At 69.8% G+C, this 13,025-nt stretch carries 10 protein-coding genes and 1 pseudogene; all 11 read right to left on the reverse strand.

Annotated elements, in window-relative coordinates:
* Nucleotides 1–25 precede the first annotated feature (25 nt).
* On the reverse strand, nt 26–1,375 hold the full coding sequence (locus OG254_RS11845; protein ID WP_405580383.1) for an ABC transporter substrate-binding protein: 1,350 nt from the start codon (nt 1,373–1,375) through the stop codon (nt 26–28).
* Nucleotides 1,376–1,498: 123 nt separating this feature from the next.
* A pseudogene (locus OG254_RS11850) lies at nt 1,499–2,788 on the reverse strand (pectinesterase family protein); the annotation flags it as partial.
* Between the two features lie 33 nt (nt 2,789–2,821).
* Nucleotides 2,822–4,330: a family 43 glycosylhydrolase gene (locus OG254_RS11855; RefSeq protein WP_405580385.1), complete on the reverse strand. Its 1,509-nt coding sequence runs from the start codon at nt 4,328–4,330 to the stop codon at nt 2,822–2,824.
* The gene (locus tag OG254_RS11860; RefSeq protein WP_405580388.1) at nt 4,327–5,172 is read right to left on the reverse strand and encodes a PmoA family protein; all 846 of its coding nucleotides are present in this window, start codon (nt 5,170–5,172) and stop codon (nt 4,327–4,329) included. Before OG254_RS11860 ends, OG254_RS11855 begins: the two co-directional genes overlap by 4 nt.
* The gene (locus tag OG254_RS11865) at nt 5,172–6,341 is read right to left on the reverse strand and encodes a Gfo/Idh/MocA family protein (protein WP_405580390.1); all 1,170 of its coding nucleotides are present in this window, start codon (nt 6,339–6,341) and stop codon (nt 5,172–5,174) included. The genes OG254_RS11860 and OG254_RS11865 overlap by 1 nt, the downstream gene beginning before the upstream one ends.
* A complete protein-coding gene (locus OG254_RS11870) occupies nt 6,338–7,417 on the reverse strand; it encodes a pectate lyase (RefSeq protein ID WP_405580393.1) in 1,080 nt (359 codons plus the stop codon). The genes OG254_RS11865 and OG254_RS11870 overlap by 4 nt, the downstream gene beginning before the upstream one ends.
* Nucleotides 7,414–8,310, reverse strand: coding sequence for a carbohydrate ABC transporter permease (locus tag OG254_RS11875; RefSeq protein ID WP_405580396.1), 897 nt, complete (start codon nt 8,308–8,310; stop codon nt 7,414–7,416). The genes OG254_RS11870 and OG254_RS11875 overlap by 4 nt, the downstream gene beginning before the upstream one ends.
* A complete protein-coding gene (locus tag OG254_RS11880; protein ID WP_405580399.1) occupies nt 8,307–9,242 on the reverse strand; it encodes a carbohydrate ABC transporter permease in 936 nt (311 codons plus the stop codon). Before OG254_RS11880 ends, OG254_RS11875 begins: the two co-directional genes overlap by 4 nt.
* Nucleotides 9,243–9,355: 113 nt before the next feature.
* Nucleotides 9,356–11,104, reverse strand: a complete 1,749-nt coding sequence (gene araD, locus OG254_RS11885) for an L-arabinonate dehydratase (protein ID WP_405580402.1) — start codon at nt 11,102–11,104, stop codon at nt 9,356–9,358.
* Nucleotides 11,101–12,009 (reverse strand): dihydrodipicolinate synthase family protein, encoded by a 909-nt coding sequence (locus OG254_RS11890; RefSeq protein WP_405580405.1) that lies wholly within the window; start codon nt 12,007–12,009, stop codon nt 11,101–11,103. The genes araD and OG254_RS11890 overlap by 4 nt, the downstream gene beginning before the upstream one ends.
* A complete protein-coding gene (locus OG254_RS11895) occupies nt 12,006–12,674 on the reverse strand; it encodes a GntR family transcriptional regulator (protein ID WP_405580408.1) in 669 nt (222 codons plus the stop codon). Before OG254_RS11895 ends, OG254_RS11890 begins: the two co-directional genes overlap by 4 nt.
* Nucleotides 12,675–13,025: the final 351 nt, after the last annotated feature.

Below are 13,025 nucleotides of genomic sequence, written 5' to 3' on the forward strand. Positions count from 1 at the left end.
GTGCCTTTCAAGAGGGGGTGAGCTCTCAGCCGTTGCGTGACTTCCACTCGGCCTGAGCCTCATTCAGCTGACCGGCCACCGTGTCCAGAAACTCCTTCGCGCTCATGTCCCCGTTCAGCACCTTCTGGAAGTTCGGCTCGTTGTCGGCCTTGGAGATCGTGTTCCAGTCGGGCAGGTAGTACGGCAGTTGCACCATCGTCGTGGACCCGTCGGTCAACGCCGCCGCAGCCAACTTCGTCGGCTCGGCCTTCGAGATCCAGGCATCCTTGGCCGCGTCGTTGTTCGAAGGAACCTGCCCCGCCGCCTCGTTGAACTTCGAGTTCTCCGCCCGCGAGGTCGCGAACTCGATGAACTTCCAGGCGGCGTCCTTGTTCTCGGAGTTCTTGAACAGGCCCATCCCGTCAACGGGGTTGGACACCTGCACCCGCTTGCCACCTGCGCCGACCGGCTGCGGAATCCCCCGGAACTTCTCGGTTCCGAGCGCCTTCACATGGTCCTGGTACGACCCGAGATTGTGGTTCAGCATCCCGATCGTGCCGGAATCCCACTGGGCGACCATCTTGGTGAAATCGTTGTTGAGGTCGGCGGCCGGAGTGACCTTCTTGAAGAGCGCGGCGTATTTCTCCAGCGCGGCCACGTTCTTCGGGTCGTTGACGGTCGTCTTCGCACCGCTCGCGTCCCAGAAGGACGTGATCCCGGACTGCCCGTACATCGCGTCCAGCGCCTGCGCGATGGACCCGGCACCACCACGGATCGTGTACCCGAACTCGTTCTTCCCGCTGTTGGTCAGCTTCTGCGCGGCGGCGTAGAACTTGTCCCATGTCGTCGGCTCGTCCAGCCCGGCCTTCTTGAACAGATCGGTGCGGTAGTACAGCACACCGTTGTTCGCGGAGGTCGGAATCGAGTACAGCTTGCCGTCACCGCCGCCCGCGGCGGTCAGCGAGGTGACCATGTCCTCGTTGAGCTTGCCGTTCAGGGCGGACCCCGCAAGCCGGGCGTCCAGCGGCTCCAGCGCGTTCTGCGCGGCGAACCCGGCGAGCATGGCCGCGCCGACGCCGCCGACGTCCGGCAGGCCGCCGCCCTGGATGGCGGTGTCGACCTTGGACTGGTAGTCGGTGGACGGGATCCCGACGTACTCGACCTTGATGTCCGGGTTCGCCTTCTCGAAGTCGGCGATGATCTCCTTCCAGATGTCGGTGCGGACACCGCCGTTGTTGTCCCAGAAGACGATCTTTCCCTTGCCGCTGCCCTCGGCGCCCTTGTCGCCGCCCGCGCTGCTGCCGTCGTCGCCGCAGGCGGTGGCGGTCAGGGCGAGGACGGACCCCAGGACGACGGCCGTGGCGGCGCGCCTGCTTCTGCGGATGCTGATCTTCATTGGTCGGCTCTCTTCTTGTGGATCCGGCAAAGACATGCAGGTGTGGGGTCAGTGACGGGCGTACGGCGCCCAGCCGTCGGTGCCCTGGAGGGAGTCGGCGACGGTGTGGACCCGTGCCTCGTCGATGACGGTGTCGGACCGGTGCCGTCCGGTCCCCTTCAGGACGATGTTCGGCTTGCTCGCGGGAACGAACACCTTCTCGCGGTACGTCCCCGGTGCCACCGCGATCGTCACGGCGGAGGCATTCGCGTCGGGCACGGCGTCCACCGCCGCCTGCACCGTCGGGTACTCGCCCGGGACCCGCAGGGTCACACCGATCCGCGGCTGCGGCCCGGAGAAGCGCTTGACCAGGGCCGGCACGGCGGCCGCCGGATCCAGCCGGTAGTCGTAGAAATCCCTCGGCTCGAAGGCGGCACCCCACTCGTCGGTCCGCCCCGTCGTGTTCCTCAGGATCGACCCGCGCTCGACCAACTCGGCCGACGCGTCGGCCTGATAGGGATGCTGGACGCCGTCGTAGTAGCTGTTCTCGATGACCATCCGCGTCTTGCCGCGCGACCAGTTCCCGTACGTCCACACCGGGTCGCCGTCGGCCACCTGGGCGGACAGGTAGTTGTTGTACAGGTGCGCGTAGGCGCAGTTGTCGGCCGACGGATTGCGCTGCTTGGTGCCGGTGAACCAGTTGTGGTCGATGGTGATCTGTGTCCGGACGTTCGTCGTCCAGCCGATCCCGAAGGCCTTGTTGTGATGGCTGAACCGGTTGGAGGAGACGGTGATGTACTGACTGTCCTTGCGGATGTCGAGCAGCCCGTCGCCCATGTGCGTGAAGCGGTTGTGGTCGATCCACACGTGGTCGACGGTGTCCATCTGGATCGCGTCGAAGTCGGTGGTCTTGCCGTCCCAGTCGCCCTCGACATACGAGTCGCGGATCGTCAGGTTGCGGATGATGACGTTGCTCGTGCCCGGGTTGAGGTGCAGTTCGCCGTGCACGATCTCGCCGGTGTCGCCGACGCCGATGAGGGTCTTGTCCGACGTCACCACGATGTCCGAGCCGAAGGGCTCGACGTCGATCGAACCCGACACGCGGATGATGTACGGCTCTTCGGCCGCCGCGTACTTCGCCAGCGCGACCTGGTCCGTGACGGTCACGACCTTGCCGCCGGCGCCTCCGGTGGTGCCGCCGGCGAGGGAGGCGAAGCCGTGGGGCCGGTCGGACCAGCGATCGGCAGAGGCCGAGGTCGAGGTCGCCGTCGGACTCGCGGCCGCGGCCTCGGACCCGCCGATCGCCCCGAGGCTCAGCGCGGTGACCAGGCCGAGCACGGCGGCGGCCAGGACTCGGCCGCGCCCCGATCTCGGTCTCGATCCCGGTCGCGACCCCGACCTCGGCAAGCGCTTGCTATCAAGGTGCTGCGTCATTGCGGCTCCCAACAGGCTTACGGTTCCTGTGCGTTACAGGGGGTCGATCCTGAAGTGCGAGAAGGTTGCCGCGCCGGCATGTCCTGCTCCGGCGGGCGCGAGGGCGAACAGGCCGAGCAGAGCGCCGACCCAGCGCCAGGCAGTGGCGGCGAAGACGGGACCGGACGGGCGCGGGCCCTGTCCGACGTCGTGGAAGAACCGGCAGCGCGCCCCGGCACCGATCTCGATCCGCAGCCGCACCCACCCCTCGGGTGCGAGCCGCGCGTGATCGGCGTCCCGTTCCCTGTCCGCGACCGCCTCCGCGAACCGGTGCACGACATGTGCCTCCCCGTCCGCGCCCCGCTGGAGCCCGATCCAGCCGAACGCGTCCCCGAGCACCGCGAGCCCCGCCCGCGCCCCCGGCTCCCGGCTGTCCAGCCGCAGTTCGACCTGGACCGCGCAGGGCGTGCCCGGCAGCCGCTGGGTGAGGACGCTCGGCACTGAGCGCAGGTCGTGGGCGTCGGCCGAGCGGACGCAGGCCAGTTTCAGACCGTCGCCGGAGTGCTGGGTGGCCCAGCCGTCCTGGGGGTTGGCGGTCCAGGACCACTGGCGGCCGAAGCGCCCACCGGGGAAGTCGTCGTCGGTGGCGGGCGCGGCGGGCGGCTGCGCCGGCAGGTCGGGCCTTCGGTGGACGGCGACGGGGGCACCGTCGTCGCCGAGCACCGGCCAGCCGTCCGTACCCCAGCTCATCGGCTGCAGGTGCACGACCCTGCCGTACGCTCCGCGCTGCTGGAAGTGCAGGAACCAGTCCTCACCGGACCGGGTGCGCACCCAGCCGCCCTGGTGCGGGCCGTTGACGTCGGTGTCCTTCTGTTCGAGGACGATCTTCTCCTCGTACGGCCCGAAGAACGCGCGGGAGCGGAAGGCGCCCTGCCAGCCGGTCTCCACTCCCCCGGCGGGCGCGAGGATCCAGTACCAGCCGTCGTGCTGGTAGAGCTTGGGGCCTTCGAGGGTGAACCAGCCGGGGATGCGGTCGCCGTCGACGATCAGCTTGCCGTCGTCGAGGAGTTCGGTGCCGTCGGGGTGCATCCGGTGGCCGGTGAGGCGGTTCTTGACGCCGGAGCGGGACTTGGCCCAGGCGTGCACGAGATAGGCCTCGCCCGTCTCGTCGTCCCACAGGGGGCAGGGGTCGATCAGGCCCTTGCCCGGCTTCACCAGGCGCGGGCGGGTCCAGGGGCCGCGGATCTCGGGGGCGTTGACCTGGAAGATGCCCTGGTCGGGGTCGCCCCAGTAGATCCAGAAGCGGTCGTGATGGTGGCGGATCGACGGGGCCCAGACTCCGCAGTCGTGGCGCGGCCCGGTGAACTCGTGCGCCGGTTCCAGGCGGTCCAGCGCATGGCCGACCAGGGTCCAGTGGACCAGGTCGCGGGAGTGCAGGAGGGGTAGGCCCGGGGCGCGGCCGAAGCTGGAGGCGGTGAGGTAGAAGTCGTCGCCGACGCGGACGACGTCCGGGTCGGACCAGTCGGCGTTCAGGACGGGGTTGGTGTACGTCTCGGGGGTCACTGGCTCACCGCCTTGCGGACCAGGGACGCCGCTTCGAGCCGGCTGACCCGGCCGTCGGCGACGACGGTGACGATCCGGCGTACGGCGGTCTCACCGGGCGGGATCGGCAGCCGTTCCCGCGACGCGAGGGAGGAGCCGACGCCGGGGTACTCCTCGGCGCGCACGAACCACGGGTCCCGGCGGGTCTGTTCGGTGGCCCCGGCGAAGATCAGGGTCCAGGTGGAGCCCGCGAGCGCCACCCAGGGGGCGGTTGTCCCGTGGATCTCCCGCTCGCCGTCGCGGTCGACGGTGAACACCTCCGGCGCCGACGCCTCCTTGCGGGCCCGCCAGAAGAAACCGCCGTATGCCGCGCCGGGGCGGCCGTTGGTGGCGGGGCTGCCGATCGACAGCGGGTCGGAGGTGACGTTGGTCAGGGAGAAGGTGAAGTCCAACGCCCAGGCGAACCGGGTGAGTTCGGTGGCGGCGACCGTACGGCGCTCGCGCAGCAGCTCGGCCCCCGCCGCGACCCAGCGCAGTTCCTCGACGAAGCCGTCGGGGTCGCGCAGCTGGAAGGCGGAGTGCCGCTGGGCGCCGTGGTTGTCCAGCTCCGTCGGGCCCTGGTCGCGCACGAAGGTGCGTCCGCCCCAGAAGTTGGCCCCCTCGACGTCGGGAACGGCCACACCGACGCCGAGGTGGTGTATGTGGTCGGCGGGGCCGATCTCGGTGACCGCCGTGCCGGCCAGGGTGGTGACGGGGTGCAGATACGGGCGCGGGGAGAGGCGGGCCGGCAGTTCGGGCCGGGTGACGTACCGGCCGACCGGTCGGCCCGCGACGCGCAGCACCGCGGTGTCGTGGGGAGTCATCAGGTGCTCACCTCTTTCGTTCGCGCCGGGAGCGCCCAGGGGGCGCCCAGCTCGGAGTAGAGGGCGAGGGTGTCGGCGGCGGCCGCGACCAGACCGTCGATGCCGGGCACGACCCGGCGCCGCTCGCCGGGGAGCAGGTGCCAGGCGTCGGCGGGCAGCGGGGTCGGGTCTGGGGCCCGTCGAATCGCGTCAACGACCCTCATGAAGGCGCCGGTCACCTCGGGTGCGACCAGCAGGTCGGTGCCGTCGTTCAGGTGCTCGACCAGGTTCTCCAGCAGGTCCGTGCGGCCGTACTCGAACTCCTCGGGGCCGCGGCCCGCCCGCTGGAGCAGGACGCGGTCCTGCTTGTACCAGAAGGTGATCCGGCCTTGATCGCCGTGGACGACGACGTACGGCTCGTCGGGGTCCTCGGCGCACAGCGTCGCGGCGACGACGACCGGGCGGTCCTGCGTGGTGGTGACGCGGACGCAGGAGGTGTCGTCGGACTCGATGTCGTTGGCGCGCAGCAGCTCGCTCTCGATGCCGGTGACGTCGGCGGCGTGCACCGTGCCGCCCAGCGCGAGGGCGGTGGCGACGGCGTGCGCGAGGGGGTTGGTGAGCACCCCGTCGATGACGTCGACGCCGTGCAGCCTGCGCCTGCCCGCCCAGGGCGCCCGCCGGTAGTACGCCTCGGGACGCGCCCAGGCACCGGCCCCGCCGATACCGGCGATCTCTCCGATCGCGCCCTCGGCCATCAGCGTCCGGATCGCGGGCACGGCGAGCGAACCCAGTGACTGGAACCCGATCTGACAGGCGACCCGGGCTTCGGCGACCCCGTCGGCCATGCGCCGGAACTCGGCGTACGACGGGGCGGGCGGCTTCTCCAGCAGGATGTGCACGCCACGCCGGGCCGCCGTCAGCGCGAGGTCGGTGTGGGTCGGGATCGGCGTGCAGATGACCGCGACCCTCGCGCCGGTGGAGTCGAGGAGGGCGCCGAAGTCGGCGGACTGCTCCGGCGCACCCGAAGGTGTGGCGAGGCCCTCGGGGAGCTCCTCCTCGCTGAGCGGGGTCAGCTCGCAGATCCCCGCCAGCCGCACGATGCCCTTGTCCTGGAGCCGGCGGATGTTGTCCAGGTGCCAGCGGCCGTGGCCGCGCGCGCCCGCCAGCACGATGGGTACGGCAGTGCTCATGGGATCCTCCCTGCGCCCGCGCCGCGTGCCACGGCCCGGTCGGCCGCCTCGGCGCTGTCGATCTTTGTGTGCAGGGTAGGTGTCCAGCCGACGTCGGCCGTGAGGTCGCGCTCGCTGCCGGAGTTGTAGGCGTTGTAGATCGCGAGCAGGTCGACCGGATAGCCTCCCCCAGACTCCGTCCGGGGGGACCCCCAGAGGGTCCCGGACTGGTGCAGGGCGGTGCCGTTCCAGCTATTGACCAGGTCGGAGGCGTTGGTGATGTCCAGCAGGCCGTCGTGGCGGAGGTAGTTGCGGCCGAAGTAGGTGGGCTCCTGCTCGTCCGAGTGGCCCTTGTCGCTGAGGGTCACATGGTCGATCCACACATGTGTGGCGCCGCGCAGCCACATGTTGACGTACGCCGTCTTCCAGTCACCGAGGCCGCCTGTGTTGGGCTGCCACACAGGGAAGCAGTCGTAGGCGTCGCGGAGTTCGAGGTTGCGGACGATGACGTTGTGCGCGTCCTTGAGCTGGAGGCTCGCGCCCTTGAGGCCGGCTGAGGTACCGAGCCCGACGATGGTGGTGTGGGAGCCGACGGTGAGCTCGATCCGCTCGGCCTGCCGTGCCGCCGATGCCTGGCGGGCCTCCTCCTGCGGGCCGCTGGGCTTGGCGGGGCCCCAGGTACGGGGGTCGTAGGCGGCCAGGTACTTGCTCGTGCTGTAGCCGTCGGTGGCGTAGTCGGCGCAGTCCAGGTGGTCGCCGTCGCCGTCGGTGTTGGCGTCGATCGTGCCGGCGATCCTGATGATCTTCGGCGTGGCGCTGCCCGCGTCGAGGGCGCGGACCAGTTCACTGCGGTTGCGTACGGTGAAGACGTGGGCGTCGTCGGCGGTGGAACCCCCCGTGGTACCACCGTCGGCCGCCGCCCAGCCGTCGTTCGGGGCGAGGATGTCGCGGCTGATGTCGCTCAGCGGGTCGGACACAGTCTGCGACCGACGGCCCATCGCGGCACTTCCGGCGGAGCTCTTGGCGTCGTCGGCGTGGGCCGGGATGCCCAGCAGTCCCAACAGGGCGGTCAGAGCAATGACCTGACGGAGTCTCATCCCTTCACCGCCCCCGCACTGAAGCCGGTGATCAGCCACTTCTGGATGAAGGCGAACACGATCACCACGGGTACGGCCGCGATGATGCCGCCCGCGGCGAGCGCGCCGAGGTCGACGCTGTCCGCGCCCATCAGGGTGTTGAGGCCGACCGGGATGGTCTGCTTCTCCTGGTTGTTGAGGAACATCAGGGCGAACAGGAAGTGGTTCCAGGAGTGCACGAAGGCGAAGGAGCCGACGGCGATCAGACCGGGCCGCAGCAGGGGCAGCACGACGATCCTGAACGCCGTCATCCGGTTGCAGCCGTCGACCCAGGCCGCCTCCTCCAGGGAGTACGGCACGTTCTTGATGAAGTTGCTGATCAGGATCATCGACAGCGGCAGCTGGAAGACCGTCTCCGCGATGATGACGCTGCTCAGCGAGTTGATCATCCGGAGTTCGGCGAAGATCTCGAACAGCGGCACCAGCAGCAGCGCGCCCGGCACGAACTGGGAGCAGAGCAGGGCGAGCATGAAAGCCCGCTTGATCTTGAAGTTGAAGCGCGCGAGGGCATAGCCGCCGGCCAGCGCGACGAGGGTCGTCATCAGCAGGGTGGCGAGGCCGACGAGGACGCTGTTCTGGAAGTACGTACCGAACGACCGCTCCGTCCAGACCTTCTCGAAGTGGTCGAAGGTCATCGGCCAGGGCACGAGCGAGGTCGAGCCGGCCGGGCGCAGGGAGAACAGCAGGATCCAGTAGAAGGGGATGACGGTGAAGACCAGGTAGATCGACAGCGGGAGATAGATCTGCCGGCGCGGGGCCTCGTCCCAGGCGCGGTGCCGCTTCGTCGTACGCGGCGGTTCGGGGGCGGCGCGCATCGGCGCGGGCGCGGCCTTGGTGGCTTCCTTCACGCTCACTTGTCCTCACCTCCGAACTTGCTCAGCCGCAGATAGACCATCGAGCAGAAGAGCAGGATCACGAACGCGACCGTCGTCAGGGCGGACGCGTAGCCGAAGTTGTGTGCGTCGACGCTGGTGTTGGCGATGTAGAGCGGGAGTGTCGTGGTCTCGCCCGCCGGTCCGCCGCCGGTCAGGGTGTAGAGCAGGTCGACGTTGTTGAACTCCCACACGGCGCGCAGCAGCGTGGACAGGACGATCGCGTCCTTGAGGTGGGGCAGCGTGATGTGCCAGAACTGCTTGATGCGGCTGGCCCCGTCGACCTCGGCGGCCTCGTACAGGTCCTTCGAGACGGACTGGAGGTCGGCGAGGATGAGGATCGCGAAGAAGGGCACGCCGCGCCACAGGTCGGCGACGATCGCCGCCGGGAACACGGTGGAGGTGTCCGACAGCCAGCTGGTGCCGTAGGAGCCGATGCCGACGTCGGCGAGGTAACGGGTGATGCCCGTCTGGGAGTTGTAGAGCAGCACCCAGATCGCCGAGGTCAGCACACCGGAGACGGCCCACGGGGAGAACACGAGCGCGCGGCCCAGCCCCCGGCCCACGAACGTCTGGTTGACGATCAGCGCGAGGGCGAGCCCGAACAGCAGCTGGAGCCCGACCTCGACGAACACCCACTTGGCGCTGAAGACCAGCGTGTCCCAGAACAGCGGGTCCTCGGTGAAGGCGTGGACAAAGTTGTCGAAGCCGGTGAAGCCGTTCCGCCACGGCTTGGTGGGGTTGTACTCCTGCAGGCTGTAGTAGAAGACGCTGATCACCGGGTAGGCGATGAAACCCAGCATGAGCAGGCCCGCCGGGGCGATCAGCAGATACGGGAGCCTGCGCGGGGTGGCGGAGGCACGGCGCCGCCGGGGTGGCGCGGGCGGTTTCGCCACGGCTGCGGCTTGGGCCATGACAGTTCTCCGTTCTCGTACGTCTTGCGTGCGACGTGCCGGAAGCGCTTTCCGATCATTGTTCGGGATCTCGACCAAACGGAGCTGAGCTGAGCTGCGGTCGAGGGGGTGGTTCAACCGGCGTACGGGTCCTGCACCTTGCCGGGCCGCGCGAGGAACTCGAAGTCGCAGCCGCTGTCGGCCTGGGTGATCTGTTCGTTGTAGAGCGCGCCGTAGCCGCGCTCGAAGCGCGCGGGCGGCGGTGTCCACTCGGTCCGGCGGCGCTCCAACTCCTCGTCGTCCACGTTGAGTTGGAGGGTGCGGGCCTTGACGTCCAGGGTGATGGTGTCCCCTGTCCGGACCAGGGCCAGCGGTCCGCCGACGTACGACTCCGGCGCCACGTGGAGCACACACGTGCCGTAACTCGTGCCGCTCATCCGGGCGTCGGAGATCCGCACCATGTCCCGTACGCCCTGCTTCAGCAGATGGTCGGGGATCGGCAGCATGCCGTACTCGGGCATCCCCGGACCGCCCTTGGGCCCGGCGTTGCGGAGCACCAGCACACTGTCGGCGGTGATGTTCAGGGACGGGTCGTTGATGGTCCGCTGCATCGTCTTGTAGTCGTCGAAGACGACCGCGGTCCCGGTGTGCTTCAGCAGGTGCCGTTCGGCGGAGATGTGCTTGATGACGGCGCCGTCCGGGCAGAGGTTGCCGCGCAGCACGGCGACGCCGCCCTCGCCGGCGACCGGGTTCTCTCGGGTGCGGATGACGTCGTCGTCGTGGACGACGGCGCCCTGAAGCTGCTCCCGCAGGGTGCCGTTGACCGTCGGCCGGTCCAGGTGCAGCAGGTCGGTGATCCGGGAGAGGAAGGCGGGCAGACCGCCGGCGAAGTGGAAGTCCTCCATGAGGTACGTCCGCCCGCCGGGCCGCACATTCGCCAGCACCGGGACGGTGCGGGCGATGCGGTCGAAGTCGTCGAGGGTGAGCTTGATCCCCGCTCGGCCCGCCATCGCGATCAGGTGGATCACGGCGTTGGTGGAGCCGCCGAGCCCCAGCACCGTGGTGACGGCGTCCTCGAAGGCCTCGCGGGTGAGGATCCCGGAGGGCTGGAGGCCGGTCCACGCGAGCTCCACGGCGCGGCGCCCGGAGGCGGCGGCCATGCGCTCGTGCCCCGAGTCGACGGCAGGGATCGAGGAGGCGCCGGGCAGCGTCATGCCGAGGGCCTCCGCGGCCGCGGTCATCGTGGACGCGGTCCCCATGGTCATGCAGTGACCGGGTGAGCGCGCCAACCCGCCCTGGAGTGCGCGGAGTTCGCAGTCGGTCAGGTTGCCGGCGCGGTGCTCGTCCCAGTACTTCCACATGTCGGTACCGGACCCGAGGGTCTCACCGCGCCAGTGCCCCGGCAGCATCGGCCCCGCGGGCACGAAGATCGACGGTACGTCGGCCGAGGCGGCGCCCATGAGCAGCGCCGGTGTCGACTTGTCGCAGCCCCCGAGCAGCACCGCCGCGTCGATCGGGTACGACCTCAGCAGCTCCTCCGTCTCCATGGCGAGGAGGTTGCGGTAGAGCATCGGGGTCGGCTTCTGGTACGTCTCGGAGAGCGTGGCGACCGGGAATTCGAGCGGGAAGCCCCCGGCCTGCCACACCCCCCGCTTGACCGCCTCGGCGCGCTCGCGCAGATGGACGTGGCAGGGGTTGATGTCCGACCAGGTGTTGAGGACGGCGATCACCGGACGGCCCCGGTACTCCTCCGCCTCGTACCCCAGCTGGCGCATGCGGGCGTTGTGCGACCAGGTGCGCAGCTGGCCCTCGGTGCCGTACCACTGATGGCTTCTGAGTTCTTCGGGGCGCTTTCGGCCGGTCGTCTCGATCCTGTCGGTCATATGGACCACCCGGCGGCTATCGCGGCGACCTCGGCGCGCCCGTCCTCGGGCAGTTCCCTGCTCGGCGGGCGCACGTCGCGGCGGCACAGGCCGAGGGAGGCGAGGGCCTCCTTGACGACGGTGACGTTGTCGGCGGAGCCGTTCGCGGCGCGCAGCTCCTCGAAGCGGCGGATCTGCTCCCAGACCTTCATGGCGGCCGGATAGTCGCCGGATCGAAGCGCTTCCATCATGTTCAGCGAGACGGACGGGGCGACGTTCACGAGTCCGGAGGTGAAGCCCGTCGCTCCCGCGGAGAAGTACGAGGGTGCGTACGGCTCGGCGAGACCCGCGACCCACACGAAGCGGTCGAGCCCAGCGTCCCGCGCGAAGGCGGCGAACTTGGCGGCGTCCGGGACTGCGTACTTCACGCCGATGACGTTCGGACAGGCGTCGCCGAGTTCGGCGAGGCGGGCGCCGGCAAGCTGGGCGTTGCGAAGGTAGGGCACGACGCCGAGCTCGGGCACGGCCGCCGCGATGGCGCGGTGGTAGTCGACCCAGCCGTTCTGGGAGACGTACGGGTGGACGGGCTGGTGGACCATCACCATCTGGGCGCCGAGTTCGCGGGCGTGCTGTGCGGAGGCGACGGCGGTGGGCACGTCGTGGCCGACGCCGACGAGGATGGCGGCGCGCTTCCCCGCCTCCTCGATGGTCAACTCGGTGACGAGGCGGCGCTCTTCGGGGGTGAGGGCGTAGAACTCGCCGGTGTTGCCGTTGGGGGTGAGGGTGGTGACGCCCCCGTCGAGCAGACGACGCAGCAGGGCCCGGTGGGCGTCCTGGTCCACGCGGCCGTCCTCGGCGAACGGGGTCACCGGGATCGCCACCACGTCGGCCAGGGACGTCCGCTGGGGCTCGAACGTCGTTGTCATGCCGGGCCGTCCTCTCCCTGGGCCTCGACTCCCGCGTCCGGGAAGGCCCGTTGCACGAACGACGCGATGTGGGCGTGCAGGGCGCGCGCGGCGCCGTCCGCGTCCCCTTCGAGCGCCAGCCGCAGGATCTCCCGGTGCTCGCCGGCCTCGCGCTCCCAGGAGGGGGAGGCGGCCCAGGCGACGGCGGAGACGAGGGCGGCCTGGTCGCGGACCTCGTCGAGCATCCGGCCGAGCAGCGGGTTGCCGCACGGCAGATACAGGGCGCGGTGGAACTCCCGGTTGGCGAGGGAGCGTTCGGCGGTGTCGCCGGCCTCGTCGGCCCGGGTCAGCGCGTCGCGGGCGGCATCGAGGGAGGCCCCGCGCCGCACGGCCCGCTTGAGCGCCTCGGGCTCCAGCAGCAGCCGCACGTCGTAGACCTCGCGCGCCATGTCCGCGTCCACCATGCGCACCGTGACGCCCTTGTACTGGTTCATCACGACCAGCCCGGTCCCGGCGAGCGTCTTGAGCGCCTCGCGCACCGGGGTCTTCGACACCCCGAACTGCGCGGCGAGCTCGGTCTCCACCAGGGCCTGCCCCGGCGTCAACTGCCCGGTGAGGATGCGGCGTTTGATCTCCTCCTGCACGAACTGCGTGCGGGAGGGGATCGGCGTGGGCACAGAGGTCATGCGCGCCTCTCGGATCTTCGCGGGCCCCAGGGGGTGGGGCTCGCGTATCGGATCTCACGTATCGCGTCTCATATATGACGTACGAGGTACGACGCGATGAAGGTAGGAGGGGCCCCGCGTTTCGTCAATGCTTCTGACAAAAGGAAGTGGTGGGGGCCGGCCGGGAGTTGGGGCCGAGCGGGCGTGGGGCGGGTGGCCTTCGCCGGGGGCCGACGTCGGGCCGCCGGGGGGCGACGTCGGGCCGCTGTGCCGCCACCAGGTGTCCCACCCATCACTCGGACACCCTGAGGACCTCTTCGACTCTCCAATGCTTCCGAACTCGCATCCGACCGGTAATCAGAGACCACAATT

The organism is Streptomyces sp. NBC_01092 (assembly GCF_045039535.1).
Classification (GTDB): domain Bacteria; phylum Actinomycetota; class Actinomycetes; order Streptomycetales; family Streptomycetaceae; genus Streptomyces.